The sequence below is a fragment of the Nocardioides pantholopis genome, from assembly GCF_003710085.1.
GTDB lineage: Bacteria > Actinomycetota > Actinomycetes > Propionibacteriales > Nocardioidaceae > Nocardioides > Nocardioides pantholopis.
Genome location: NZ_CP033324.1, coordinates 1,917,511 through 1,930,294, shown reverse-complemented (window position 1 = coordinate 1,930,294; position 12,784 = coordinate 1,917,511). Strand labels below are relative to the sequence as shown.

The 12,784-nt window shown below is 73.3% G+C and carries 13 protein-coding genes; 5 read left to right on the top strand and 8 right to left on the bottom strand.

The genetic code is table 11. From position 1 onward, the window contains the following. Positions 1 to 55: 55 nt before the first annotated feature. Positions 56 to 1,297, bottom strand: coding sequence for an HNH endonuclease signature motif containing protein (locus EBO35_RS09220; protein WP_164477884.1), 1,242 nt, complete (start codon positions 1,295 to 1,297; stop codon positions 56 to 58). A gap of 197 nt (positions 1,298 to 1,494) precedes the next feature. Between EBO35_RS09220 and EBO35_RS09215 the strand changes: the two genes are divergently transcribed. The 4 genes from EBO35_RS09215 (at position 1,495) to EBO35_RS09200 (ending at position 5,319) form a co-directional block, all read left to right on the top strand. Further along, entirely contained in the window at positions 1,495 to 2,613 is a 1,119-nt protein-coding gene (locus EBO35_RS09215; protein ID WP_122817448.1) for an AI-2E family transporter, read from the top strand. Between the two features lie 49 nt (positions 2,614 to 2,662). After that, complete coding sequence (locus tag EBO35_RS09210) at positions 2,663 to 3,124, top strand: SRPBCC family protein (RefSeq protein WP_122817447.1); 462 nt, start codon at positions 2,663 to 2,665, stop codon at positions 3,122 to 3,124. A 105-nt stretch (positions 3,125 to 3,229) separates the two neighbouring features. Next, the gene (locus tag EBO35_RS09205; protein WP_122817446.1) at positions 3,230 to 4,744 is read left to right on the top strand and encodes an MFS transporter; all 1,515 of its coding nucleotides are present in this window, start codon (positions 3,230 to 3,232) and stop codon (positions 4,742 to 4,744) included. Then, entirely contained in the window at positions 4,741 to 5,319 is a 579-nt protein-coding gene (locus EBO35_RS09200; protein ID WP_122817445.1) for a TetR/AcrR family transcriptional regulator, read from the top strand. Before EBO35_RS09205 ends, EBO35_RS09200 begins: the two co-directional genes overlap by 4 nt. 26 nt (positions 5,320 to 5,345) lie before the next feature. Here EBO35_RS09200 and EBO35_RS09195 read toward each other — a convergent pair whose 3' ends face one another. Both EBO35_RS09195 and EBO35_RS09190 read right to left on the bottom strand, forming a co-directional pair. Continuing rightward, positions 5,346 to 7,184: a carboxypeptidase regulatory-like domain-containing protein gene (locus EBO35_RS09195; RefSeq protein WP_164477883.1), complete on the bottom strand. Its 1,839-nt coding sequence runs from the start codon at positions 7,182 to 7,184 to the stop codon at positions 5,346 to 5,348. A 63-nt stretch (positions 7,185 to 7,247) separates the two neighbouring features. After that, positions 7,248 to 7,859: a TetR/AcrR family transcriptional regulator gene (locus EBO35_RS09190; protein ID WP_122817443.1), complete on the bottom strand. Its 612-nt coding sequence runs from the start codon at positions 7,857 to 7,859 to the stop codon at positions 7,248 to 7,250. Between the two features lie 73 nt (positions 7,860 to 7,932). Here EBO35_RS09190 and EBO35_RS09185 point away from each other — a divergent pair, with 73 nt between their 5' ends. Next, positions 7,933 to 8,970, top strand: a complete 1,038-nt coding sequence (locus EBO35_RS09185; protein WP_122817442.1) for a hypothetical protein — start codon at positions 7,933 to 7,935, stop codon at positions 8,968 to 8,970. A gap of 14 nt (positions 8,971 to 8,984) precedes the next feature. Here the strand turns inward: EBO35_RS09185 and EBO35_RS09180 are convergent, their stop codons facing one another. From EBO35_RS09180 to EBO35_RS09160, 5 genes are all read right to left on the bottom strand, one after another. After that, the gene (locus EBO35_RS09180; protein ID WP_164477881.1) at positions 8,985 to 9,854 is read right to left on the bottom strand and encodes a site-specific integrase; all 870 of its coding nucleotides are present in this window, start codon (positions 9,852 to 9,854) and stop codon (positions 8,985 to 8,987) included. 122 nt (positions 9,855 to 9,976) lie between these two features. Beyond that, a complete protein-coding gene (locus tag EBO35_RS09175) occupies positions 9,977 to 10,807 on the bottom strand; it encodes a class II glutamine amidotransferase (protein ID WP_122817440.1) in 831 nt (276 codons plus the stop codon). A gap of 117 nt (positions 10,808 to 10,924) precedes the next feature. Continuing rightward, positions 10,925 to 11,467 (bottom strand): flavin reductase family protein, encoded by a 543-nt coding sequence (locus EBO35_RS09170; RefSeq protein WP_122817439.1) that lies wholly within the window; start codon positions 11,465 to 11,467, stop codon positions 10,925 to 10,927. Then, positions 11,460 to 12,206, bottom strand: a complete 747-nt coding sequence (locus EBO35_RS09165; RefSeq protein WP_122817438.1) for a pyrimidine reductase family protein — start codon at positions 12,204 to 12,206, stop codon at positions 11,460 to 11,462. Before EBO35_RS09165 ends, EBO35_RS09170 begins: the two co-directional genes overlap by 8 nt. 70 nt (positions 12,207 to 12,276) lie before the next feature. Beyond that, positions 12,277 to 12,735 (bottom strand): MarR family winged helix-turn-helix transcriptional regulator, encoded by a 459-nt coding sequence (locus EBO35_RS09160; protein ID WP_241153941.1) that lies wholly within the window; start codon positions 12,733 to 12,735, stop codon positions 12,277 to 12,279. Positions 12,736 to 12,784 lie beyond the last annotated feature (49 nt).

Below are 12,784 nucleotides of genomic sequence, written 5' to 3'. Positions count from 1 at the left end.
GAGGCCCGAAGCGGGCAGGCTGCAGCTCCCTCCGCGACGCGGAGTACCCAGCCTGTTATGTCCGCCGGTGGAAGCGGAGGTCGCCGTTGGCGAGCCGGTCGGTGGAGTACCGGTCGTCGTGGGCCCGGTGATGGTGGTGGGAGCACAGCAGCATCCCGTCGGCGAGGTCGGTGCGGCCGCCGGTGGACCAGGGATCACGATGATGGGCCTCGCACCAGGCAGCGGGGATCTGGCAGCCCTCCGCACGGCACTCCCGGTCCCGCAGCGCGAGGGCACGACGCTGGGCCCGGGTGAACAGCCGCTGGGTCCGGCCCAGGTCGAGGACCTCGCTGTCGCCGCCGAGCACCGCGGGCACGATCTGGGCGGTGCACGCCAGCCGGCGGGCCTCGGCCGCGGTGATCCGGTCATGGGACTCACCCGGCGCCGGGTTCCCCAGCGTCGCTGTCCCGAGCCGCTCGCGCAGCGATGTCAGCGAGATCGTGACCACCAGGGTGGTGGCATCACCGCCGTGGATCGGCAGCCGGGCCGGGTCCAGGACCTCGAGCAGGTCGCAGAACGCCTGCGCCGTCTTCCGTCCGTACGGGACTGCCCGCTCCGGCTCGGCCGGGGTGGGCGCGTTGTCGCGGCGGGGGTTGGTGAACGCGTGCAGGTAGGTGGCCAGCCGGGCCGCCGAGGCGTCCGGGATCAGGCCGCTGATCCGCGTCGTGCCGTCCCCGAGGGCGTGGATCCGCAGCCGCATCCGCTCGTGTGCGGACGCCTCCAGGGCGGCCAGCTTCCGCGCCTCCGCGGCCTCCGCGACCTCGGGGGCGACCAGGTCCAGGATCCGCCGGCCCAGCCGGCGCAGCTCGATCGGGCCGTACGTCGCGGCGTACGCCACGAGCGCCGCCTCGGCCTCGTCGACCACCGCCTCGTCCACCCCGGACGGCAGGTCGGCCAGCGAGGCCGCGATCGCCTGCGCCTGGTCCAGGTTTACCCGCCCCTCGCGGACCCCGGCCGCGAGCACCGGCCGGTCCGCCAACGCCAACGCCAACCGCAGCTCGCAGGCGCAGTCACCCCGACGCCGCCGGGTCTCAGCCGCAGCCCACACCCCCACATCGCGCGTGCCCGCCGCCTCGGCCACGTCACCCGCGTCCGCACAGACCCGCAACCGCAGCTCGGCCACCCGCGACTCCACCGCCGCCAGCTCGACCAACGCAGCCGCCTTGTCAGCGGTCTCCATGAACGCCGGGTTCACGTCCACGACCGACTTCAGCACATCGCCGAGCTCACGGGCGGCGACCCGGATCGGATGGACCATGCGAGCCTCCAACAGCTCAACAGGCGATGTCGTGACCCCCATCCTACTCGAACACCTGTTCGAACGCAAGCCCTTCCCGACCGCCCGACCGGAGCGCGACCCGGACCGCTGCACTAGTCCTCCACCGGGTACCCGAGCGGAACCAACCCCCAGGCCATACGGTCGGGTCGATATTCCTCAACGCGAGAGAGCAGGGCATGGACCACGAGAAGACTGGCCGTCCGGTGACCACGCCGGCCCCCGTACCGGGCCGGGAGCAGGTCATCGGCAACGGCCTCGCCTGGCTGGCCCGCTGGAGCGGCCGCTGGGTCCTGATCGCCCTCGGCGCGGTGCTGCTCGGCCTGCTGGTGCGGGAGCTGTGGAGCATCCTGCTGCCGGTCCTGCTCGCGATGATCGTCGCGACCGTCCTGGAGGGGCCGGCGCGGTTCCTGGAGCGGCGGCTGCGGTTCCCGCCCGCACTGGCCGCCGCCGGCGTGCTGATCGGCTCGATCATCGTCGTGGTCGGGGTCGGCGCCGCCATCGCGCCGTCGGTGAGCGGGCAGACCGGCGACATCGCCGACGACGCCGTCGCCGGCCTGCAGAAGCTCCAGCAGTGGACCGAGGACACCGGCCTGGTCACCGCCACCCAGATGGACGCCGCGGTGGCAGGCGCCCAGGACCGGTTGACCAGCAGTGCCGACGCCATCGCCTCCGGAGTGCTCACCGGCGTGGGCGCAGTCTCGTCGGCGGCGATCACGCTCCTGCTCACGCTGGTGCTGACGTTCTTCTTCCTCAAGGACGGCCGGAACTTCGGGCCCTGGATCGGTCGGCTCTCCGGCTCGCGGGTCGGCCCCCACCTGCGCGAGGTGATGAGCCGCTCCTGGGGCACCCTCGGCGGCTACATCCGCACCCAGGCACTGGTCAGCTTCATCGACGCGCTCTTCATCGGCGCGGCGCTGCTGCTGGTCGGCGTACCGCTGGCCGTGCCGCTCACCGTGCTGACGTTCTTCGGCGGCTTCATCCCGATCGTCGGCGCCGTGGTCGTCGGCGCCATCGCCGTCCTCGTGGCCCTGGTGTCCAACGGCGTGACCGGTGCGCTGATCATCCTGGCCGTGATCCTCGCCGTCCAGCAGCTCGAGGGCAACGTCCTCTCGCCGTGGCTGCAGTCACGCAGCATGCAGCTGCACGCCGTGGTCGTCCTGCTCTCGGTCGCCCTGGGCTCGACCCTGTTCGGGATCGTCGGCGCCTTCCTGGCCGTTCCGGTGGTCGCCGTCGCCGCGGTCATCCTGCGCTACCTCGACGAGGAGGTCACGCGGGCCGCCGTGAACCGGTCCTGACGGCCCGGTTCCGCCCCGCCGCGGGCCTGACTGGTGCGAGGCTGTCTCCATGGCCCGCGTCGACTCCGCCGCCCGCGTCGTCCGCGCGCCGGTCGACCGGGCGTTCCGGGCGCTCGTCGACCCGGAGGCGCTGGTCGCCTGGCTGCCGCCCGAGGGGATGAGCGGCCGGTTCGAGTACGTCGACGCGCGACCGGGCGGGTCCTACCGGCTCGTGCTCACCTACGACGACCCGCTCACCGCGGCCGGCAAGACCACCCCCGGGTCGGATGTCGTCGAGGCCCGCTTCGTCGACGTCGTACCGGGCTCGCGCATCGTCCAGGTCGTCGACTTCGTCTCCGACGACCCGATGTTCTCCGGGACCATGACCATGACCTGGGAGGTCGTCCCGGAGGACGGCGGGACCCGCGTGGAGTTCCGGGCCACCGATGTCCCGCCCGGCATCTCCGCGGAGGACCACGCTGTGGGCCTCAGGTCGTCCCTGGCGCAGCTCGCGGCGTACCTCGAGCACTGACCCGCCCCGGTCCGACGCCGCCGTCTCAGCGCCCACCGCGGCGTGGTGGACCTAACAACCACTTGGATTGTTTAACCGTCCGAATGGACCGTAAGCGTCGTCGGCATGACGCAGACGTACGTGGCGCCCGCCCGCGCCAGCCGCCGGGAGTGGACCGCACTCGTCGTACTCGTCCTGGTCGTCCTCCTGCTCGCGATCGATGGGACGGTGCTCTACCTCGCGGTGCCGTCGCTGGCCGAGGATCTCGCTCCCTCCTCGAGTCAGCTGCTCTGGATCGGCGACATCTACTCCTTCGTGCTCGCCGGCCTGCTGATCACGATGGGCAACGTCGCCGACCGGATCGGTCGCAAGCGACTGCTGATGATCGGCAGCGCCGCCTTCGGCGCAGCGTCGGTCGTCGCGGCGTTCTCCCCCAACGCCGAGACCCTGATCGCGGCACGCGCCCTGCTCGGCGTCGCCGGCGCCACACTGATGCCCTCGACGCTCTCGATCGTGCGCGCCATGTTCCGCGAGCCGGCGCAGCGCACCCGGGCCATCGCGGTCTGGTCGGTCGGCGCCACCGCCGGCGCCGCGCTCGGGCCCCTGGTCGGCGGAGTGCTCCTGGAGCACTTCTGGTGGGGCTCGGTGTTCCTGATCAACGTGCCGATCATGGCGCTCGCGCTGGTCGGAGGCTGGCTCCTGCTGCCGGAGTCGCGGGGCATGGCCGGCCAGCCGATCGACGTGGTGTCCTCCCTGCTCTCGATCCTGACGATCGTGCCGGTCGTGTACGGCGTGAAGCACTGGATCGCGTCGGGGTTCGACAGCGTGGTCGTCGGGACTGTCCTGCTCGGCGTCGCCTGCGGCTGGTGGTTCCTGCGCCGGCAGGCGCGGCTGCGGGTCCCCCTGCTCGACGTGTCGCTGTTCCGCGTGCCCGCGTTCACCGGAGCCGTGTGCGCGAGCCTGCTCTCGATCTTCGCCTTCCTGGGCCTGCTCTTCTTCTTCTCCCAGTACCTGCAGCTGGTCCGCGGCTTCGGTCCGCTGGACGCCGGCCTCGCGGAGCTGCCCGCCACGTTGGCGTCGATCGCGGTGATCGGACTGATCGGCGTGCTGGTGACCCGGCTCGGCGCCGGCCGCTCGATCGGCCTGGGGCTCGCGGTGGCCGCCCTCGGTCTCGCCGGGATCGGCGCGACCACCCAGTGGACCTCCTTCTGGGGGCTCGGGGGCGCGCTCGCCGTAATGGGGCTCGGCATCGGGATCGCGATGACCCTCTCCACCGACGCGGTGGTCAGCGCCGTACCCAAGGAGCGCGCGGGTGCCGCGTCGGCCGTCGCCGAGACCGCCTACGAGCTCGGTGGCGCCCTGGGGATCGCCGTGCTCGGATCCCTGCATCTCGCGATGTACCGCTCCGGGCTCGAGCTGCCAGCCGGCCTGGACGCCGAGGAGACCGCGACCGTGCACGACTCGCTCGCCTACGCCGTCACCACCATCGACGACCCGTCGGTCATCGCCGCCGCGCAGGAGGCGTTCGCCGCGGCCATGCAGACGACCTCGTTCGTCGCGGCGGCCATCCTGCTGGCGGCGGCTGTCGTCGCGTGGCGGATGATCCCCTCCATGACCCCGGTGCGAGAGACGCGGCGATGACGCCGCCCGAGCGGGAGCTGGTACGGGACCGCGAGCGCACCCGGCGCGCGATCCTCGACGCTGCCGAGCAGGCGATCGTGCAGAAGGGGACGAGGGTCAGCCTCGCCGAGATCGCCGCGCTCGCCGGGGTGACCAAGAGCGGGCTGATGCACCACTTCCGCAGCCGCGAAGAGCTTCTCACCGCGCTGATCGAGCACACGATCACCCGGATCTGGGAGGAGGTGCGCGCCCACGTCGACCTCAGCGAGAACCGGGCCGGCAAGTTCACCCGCGGCTACGTGCGCGCCCACACCGGAGGCAGCGAGTACCTCACCCGGATGTTCAGTCCCGCCGGGCTGCTCTCCGCGCTGGGGGCAACCGACGCAGCCGCCCTGTCCGCGCCCCTGGAGGAGGAGGACGCCCGAGCCTGGAACGACGCCTTCGCGGCCGACGGCCTGCCGCCGGGCCGGGCCCTGATCGTCCGACTCGCGGCCGAGGGACTCGTCGCGGCGGTCAACACGCCGTACCTGTCTCCCGAGCAGCTGACCCAGGCTCGCGAGGAGCTGCTGGCGCTCACCGAGGTCGAGACGGACTAGCCACGCGGCCCCGGGCCCGCGTGGCACTAGCGGGTCACGCGGCCGGTCTTGGCACTCCGGGTCGTGACGGTGTCGAAGTGTCGACGGCTGCCCGTTGCCCGCACGCTGATCCGCTTGCCGACGTCCTTGCGGGTCAGCCGGTACGTCGTGCCGGTGGCCTTCTTCACCTTGGTCCCGTTGCGGAACCAGGCCAACCGCACGGTGACCTTGCCCGGCCCCCACGCTCCAGCCCTGGCGCGCAGCTTCCGCCCCACCTGCGCCTTGCCGGTGACCTTCGGCCGGGCCGCGGTCAACACGCCGCGCACCTTGACGGTGTAGTTCGAGGAGACGACGGTGCTCGCGCCGCCGAGCTCGCCCCGCACGACGAGGAGGACGGACTTGCCGGCCAGCGCATTGGTGACCTTCAGGTAGCGCCCAGTGCCGACCTGCTTGCCTCCTGCCGTCCAGACCCAGCTCAGGGTCACGCCCGCGGGGAACCAGGTGCCGGGGATCGCCGCGAGGACGTGTCCCACCTCGGCCCGTCCGGTGATCTTGGGGATCCCGGCGACCATGTCGGTGCTGCCGTCAGAGGGCAGCACCTCCCCCGTCCACGGGCTCACCCGATCGACCGCGGGCTGGCCGGGGACCCTGCCGGTCACCCGCACCGAGACCCCGTGGCTGCCGGCCATGGTGGCCGGGATCGTGAAGCTCGACCCGGTCGCACCCGGGATGACGAAGCCACTATCGAGCCACTGGTACTCCATCTCCACGCCGCTCGGCCCCCACCCAGGGGTGTAGGCCGTGAGCGTCCTTCCCACCCGAGCGACACCTCGGATGCCCGGAGTGACCGCCTGGACCGCGGTCGGGGCCGAGCCGAGGCGGACCGTGATCTCGCGGCGCAGCGGAGCGCCGGCCGGGAAGGTCAGCGACCGAGCCTCGGCGAACGAGTACGCGCCGTCCCACCACTCGCCGACCGCGGAGCCCTGGTACCCCTCGGGCAGGCCGACGAAGACCTTCACCTCCTCGAAGGAGTCGCCCACCAGATAGCGCCCTGAGGCGTCGGTCTCGTGGGGCCCGGACTGGATCGGCCCGAACACGCCGTTCTTGAAGTCGGGCGTTCGGACCTGCAGGTGGAGCGGCGCGTTCGCCAGCGGCTGGCCCTCCTCGTCGAGCACCGTCATGACGATCGCCGGCCTCTCCACGAGCGTGACGTCGTGGGTGGCGCCCGCTCCGGCGCTCACGGTCACGCGAGCCTCGCTCTCGCGGTAGACCGGGTCGTCGAGGTCGTCGCTGTACCACCGGACGGCGACCAGGTAGCTGCCCGGCAGCAGCGCGTCGGTGTGGTCGCCGGTGCGGCTGTCATAGCGTCCGTCGGCCCCGGTCTCCAGCCCGTAGCTCCCCGAGCTCTCCGAGGCCCGGAACGAGACGAAGGCGCCCACGACCGGCCGGCCGGCCTCGTCGACGACCCGACCCTGGACCCAGCCGGGGGTCTCCAGGACGATCGGGCGCGGGAGCCTGACGGCGTTGCCGTCGACCCGGACGGGCGTCACCTCGTAGGGGCTCCAGGCGTTCTCCCAGTACTCCTCGGCCGGGGAGCCTTCGGGGGCGATCACCCGCACGAAGTAGTACCCGTCCTCGAGACCCGCGGCGCTCCAGGAGCCGTCGGCCCCGGCCCGGACGGACCGGACCAGCTCCCCGCTCCACTCGGTCGTCGCGGAGCGGTACAGGTGCACGTCGGCGCCGGCCAGCGGCGCCACGGGGCCACCGGCCGGCTTCACCTGAACCACGCCCGAGAGCGACCCGTCCGCGGCGGACGCGGGCGACCCGACCAGGAGGCCGGCGAGAACGGCGGCAACGGCGAGCAGGACGACAACAAGGCGGGACATGCGTGGCATGGGGACCTTCCGGAGGGCGCGCAGGGGTGATCCCCACGGTCCCACGATCCCCTCTCAGTCGCCGGCGAAACCGGGCGAACCGGCGCACCGCACCACCTGCTCGAGGTGATGGTCCAGGACCGCCGCAAGCCGAGCCGGGGTGGCCGAGGCAGGGCGCAGCGCGGCGTGGACGGCCAGCCCGTCCACGAGGGCGAAGAGCCGCTCGGACTCGAGCTCGTGCTCGGCCGCCCCCGCGTCGGGGAGCAGCCGCGCGATCCAGGCGGCACACCCCGCCTGGAGACGGTCGTAGGCCTCGTCACGCAGCTCCCGGAGCCGGCCGTCCGCCAGGGCGCGAGCCGTGAACGCGAGCCACACCTCGTTCTCCGCGGCTCGCTCGTCGTCCAGCGGCAGCAGCTCGGCCAGCACGGCCTTGGCCGCCACCAGCGGGTCGTCCGGTCGGGGCACCGCGGCGACCCGGTGCTCGACCCGCTCCATCACCGTGGCCATGGCGAACGCCAGCAGCTCGGTCTGGCTGCCGAAGTAGTGCCGCAGCGACCCGGCGGACAGGCCGGCCTCCCGGGCGACGGTGCGCACCGAGGCGTGCTCCACGCCCTCGCGGCGGATGACGCGCCAGGTGGCGTGAGCCAGGTCCCGGCGCCGCTGGTCCGGATCCACCATCTTGGGCATGGCCCTTTGTAACACAGGCGTGCTAACTTCCGATGTAGCACAGGTGTATTGCCAACAGGCGGAGGTGGACGCCATGGGCGTCGACATCGAGACCCCGCGCGGGTCCGAAGGTCTGCAGCGACAGTCCCGTCGGTCCGCCCGCGGGATCCTCAGGACCGCGATCGCGGCCTGGGTGGGCGCCAACGTCGCGGTGGCGCTCACCGCCCCGGACGACCTGCCCTTCGACTGGCCGGCGCGCGCCGACTCCGCGCCGTGGGAGCTCCTGCTGGAGACCAACCTCGCCCTGATCCAGGTGCTCCTGATGATCGGCGTCGTCTACTGGCTGACCCGTCGACGCCCGGACCCCCGGGTGCTCGACCGGGCACCGGAGCGCACGCGCGCGCTGCGGGAGACCGTGGGACTGCTCGCGTACGGCGCCCTGGGCCTGCTCGGAGGGTTCGTCCTGGCCCGGGCCTTCGGATGGCACCCGTTCGGCCTGCATCTGGCCGGCAGCCTGGTCGGCACCCACGAGCACGTGGCCCGCGCCGAGGTGCTCGCCTGGGCCGGATACAACCTGGTGGTCTACGCCGTCGTTCCACTGCTCTACTTCCGCCGCCGCTACTCGCCGACCGCGCTCGGACTGCGCTCCACCGCGCCCCGCAACGACCTGCTCGTCATCGGCGTCGTGCTGGTGTTGGAGACGTGGTTCCAGGTCGTCGTCGGCCGGCCCGACCTCTTCGAGCTCCCGGCGGGGCAGCTCCTGCGCGGCGCGTCCCTGACCTTCGCGCTCTACTTCGTCGGGACCGTGCTCCCGGCCATGGTCTTCGTGTACGCGATCCTCATCCCCCGGTTCCTGCGGCTGACCGGGTCGGCCACGGCGACGGTCCTGTACGGCGGGCTGACCTACGCCGGACTGCACCTCTGGGACGCCTGGACCAGCTTCGACTCCCCCGGATCGGCCGCGCTGTCGGTCGTCTTCGTGGTCTTCACCTACCTCGGCCCGGGCATGGTCAAGAGCTTCCTGACCCTGCGCACCGGCAACGCCTGGGTGCACGTGTGGGCCTACCACGCCTTCTCGCCCCACACCCTGATCGATACCCCGCACATCGTGGAGGTGTTCCGGGTGCGCTGAGCGGCGGTCGGCCGTCAGGCTCCGGCCGTCTCCGGGTGGTAGGCGAGCCGGCCGAGCGACAGGTCGCTCGCGCTGAGGCCCGCGCCCGCGGACCGACCCAGGGCCAGCCAGTTCTCGGCGGCCAGCAGGTGCGAGCGGTTCAGGCTGCGGGCGGTCACCGGCAGGCCGCGCGCGTACACGCTCCCCCGCCGGCTCGCCGGCCGCAGCGTGACGAAGAGCGCCCGGACCCGGGGTGAGACGACGACGCCGTCCCGGACCCGGAGCCAGGCCGTCACCGCCTCGCGGGCGTACGCCGGCAGGGTGACCGGCGCCAGGAACGGAGCGCCCGGGCCTGGTGGGTTCCGGACCAGGTCGGCCAGCGTCCCGTCGGAGCCCATGCTCGCGTCGATCAGCCCGACCATCTCGCCCACCCGCACGCCCGCCGAGGCGAGCGCCGCGCACGCGTAGGTGCGCGAGCCGAGCTCGGAGGCGTCGGCACGCAGCCAGGTGAGGAACGCGCGCCGGGCGTCGCCGGGCGTCCACTGCCGGTCCGGCGCCTGACCGATGCCCGCTGCCGGCCCCTCCGCACCGGCGTACGCCGCCAGCTCGCGCAGCACCGAGGCGCGCACCCGGACGGAGGCCGGCGTCGACGGGCGGCCCGGCCGGCCGCGGGTCCGGAGCCGCCCCTGCGACGCCGCCACGAGGTAGAACCGGGCTCGATCCCCGACCAGCCACTCCGCGCACCCGCCGGGGCCGGCCTCCGGCTGCTCCCCCAGCTCCTGGGCCCGGTGCAGCTCGGTCGCCACCCAGCTCAGCTGCCGGACGCGCGCCGGGCCGGCGGACCGCGACGCCGAGCGGACCGCCGCCCACACCGGACAGCCGCCCGTCTCACCTGCACACTGCATGCCGGCAAGGTAGCCGCCGCCACCCCCGGGCCCCCGCCCCGGCCTCACGCGCCTGGTTGCGTCTGTTATCTAGGCGGCTCTGCCTGGCGGACCACCCGACCACGCGGCGTCTGACCCGAGCGTCAGCTCCGCACCGGGGCGAACTCGTGGACCTCCTCGCCGCCAGCACCAACGACCAGGCAGCTGGACTCCGGCACCTCGTGCCACGCTCCGCGGAGCTCCCCGAGCGGCTCCGAGACCACCAGCCGGGCGTCCTCGGAGAGGTCGCGCAGGATCGGGTTGTCGGGATACTGATGGTGCAGCGTGGTCATGTCGGCGCTGTGGAAGAGCGAGCGCGACCGGTGCTCGCTGGAGTACCGGAACGCCCACGTCGTCGCACCGTCGCTGGTGGCCACCGTCATCTGGATCGGCAGCTCGATCCCGTGCCGGCGCCCGGTCTCCTCGATCAGCCCGACGGCTCGGGCCACGGCCGGCGGCGGGTCGTCCGCGAGGCCGAAGGTCAGGGCGAGGAAGAAGAACAGCTCCGAGTCGGTGGAGCCCTCGATGTGCGGGAACAGCTCGGGGTCGACCGCTAGCGCCAGGTCGCGCCTGACCCGTGCGAAGTCCGCGATCGAGCCGTTGTGCATCCACAGCCAGCGCCCGTGGCGGAACGGGTGGCAGTTGGTCCCCTGGATCGCGGTGCCCGACGAGGCGCGGATGTGGGCGAAGACCCGACCGGCGCGCACGTGGGCCGAGAGCTCCTGCAGGTTGCGGTCGTTCCAGGCGGGGTGCGTGCCGCGGTAGAGACCCGGGGTCTCCACCGCGCCGTACCAGCCGACGCCGAGGCCGTCGCCATTGACCGGCTCCGCACCCAGGCGCGAGTGCCTGCTCTGCATCACCAGCGAGTTCTCCGGCTTGACCAGGAGGTCGTCGAGGAGCACCGGCGCGCCCGAGTACGCAAGCCAACGACACATCGCGTCCCACTCCCTGCTCGGCCCCCTCGGGCCCGGCGCCTCCAGTACACGGCGCAGCGGCGCCGAGCGGATCGGCCACAACGGCGGACCCGGGCCAGCGGTGCAGGTCGGCCGCGCTCAGCCGGGCGCGCGCTCCGTGGGTGGCGCGTGCCGCTCCTCGGCCTCGTGGCCCGGGGTCAGGTGGGCGGCGTCGGAGAGCCGCAGCGGCGTGAACGGCCCGCCGCTGGCGACCGCGACCGGCTCGGTGGCGAGGCACAGGTGGTCGCCGCCCTCGTCGAGCAGGCTGGTGCGGCGTACGACGAGCCGGTGCGGGCAGTCCAGGAGCACCGGCACCCCACCGGGGCCGGCCTCGGTCCGCAGGCCCGCGAACTTGTCGTCGTGGTCGCCGGTCAGCGTCCCGAACCGCTCGGCGAGCGCGAGGTCGTCGGCGGTCAGGAAGTGCACGACCAGGTGCGTGGAGCGCTGCGCGACCCGGGTGGTGTGGTTGGCCTTGGACAGCCACAGGCAGTAGCGCTCCGGATCGATGCTGGCCTGGGTGTGGAAGCCCACCAGGCAGCCGCCCCACTCCCGCACGCCGTCGGTGTCGTTGCCGGTCGTCACCACGATCAGCGGGGTGTCGACCGACGACATGATCGTGGAGAACGCATCGTCCTCAGGCATCGGCAGTCCTCTCGTAGCGCAGGAAGAGCGTGTCGTCGGCGGCGATCACGTGGCGCAGCGCGAAGTCGCGCAGCGGGCTGCCGGGCGGCGCGATCGACACCGGCAGCGCGTCGCCGCCCAGGACCGGCGCCACCGTGAGGCAGAGCTCGTCGAGGCAGCCGCGGGCCACCAGCTCGCCGAGCCAGCTCGGCCCGCCCTCGCAGAGGATCACCCGGTGCCCGCGCTCGGAGAGCGCCGCGACGGCGAGGGCGGGGTCGACCGACTCCTCCCCCGCCACCACCACCTCCGCGACCGCTCGGGCGCTCGCGATCCGCGCGGGGTCGGCCGCCTCGCAGGTCAGCACGATCGTGCGCCGGTCCGCGGGGGCGTCGGCGAAGACCGACGACTCCCAGTCCAGCTCCAGGGAGCGGCTGACGATCGCGAGCGGAGGCGTGTCGGGGCGCCCCTGCTCCCGGCGGGCGGCCACCCGCGGCGGCGCGAGCCGCACCGGCCCGTAGCCCTCGCGGCGTACCGTCTCCGCCCCGACGAGGACCACGTCGGCCAGCGACCGCATGTCCACGAACAGCTGGGCGTCGGGGCCGGCCGAGAGCTGGCCGACCCGCCCGCCGACCGCGGCCGAGCCGCTGAGCGTGCCGACCATGTTGGCCATCACCCAGGCCCGATCCGGGCGGCGCCGGTCCACGTCGGCGTACGGCGCGAGGAGGTCGCCCAGCTCGTCGCCGGGTCGGAGCAGGTGCATGGCGCAGGACCTCGGAACGCTCGGGGACAGGTCGGCTCAGGCTACCGGCGCGGCGGCGCGGCGGCGAGGGTCAGGGGGCGACGGTCTCCCGATTCGACTCCAGGTTCGACTCCAGGGTGCCGAGGCTCTCCAGCACCTCGGCCTGCCGGGCCTCGGACAGGGTCCCGACGGTCAACCGCTCCAGCTCGGCCCAGGCAGCCTCGACCTGCGCTCGCAGCCCGAGGCTGGCCTCGGTCGCCTCGACGAGGACCGCGCGCCGGTCCGTCTGCGAGCGCGTACGCCGGACCAGGCCGACCCGCTCCAGCCGCCCGATGCTGCGCGTCATCGTCGGGGCGTCGGACTCGATGGCCGCCACCAGGTCGACCTGCCGCTGCGGCCCGGACGACCACAGCGCCATCAGCACCAGCTCCTGGCCGGGATGGAGCCCGGTCTCGCGCAGCAGCCGGCCCGCGAGGGCCTTGTGGAGCCGGGCCACCCGGAAGACCGCGGAGCTCATCGGCGCGACATCCAGGCCCGTTCCCTCGCTCACGGCGCCAACCTAGCAAGAAAGTTTGCCGGCCAAGGAATGCGCCCGAGAA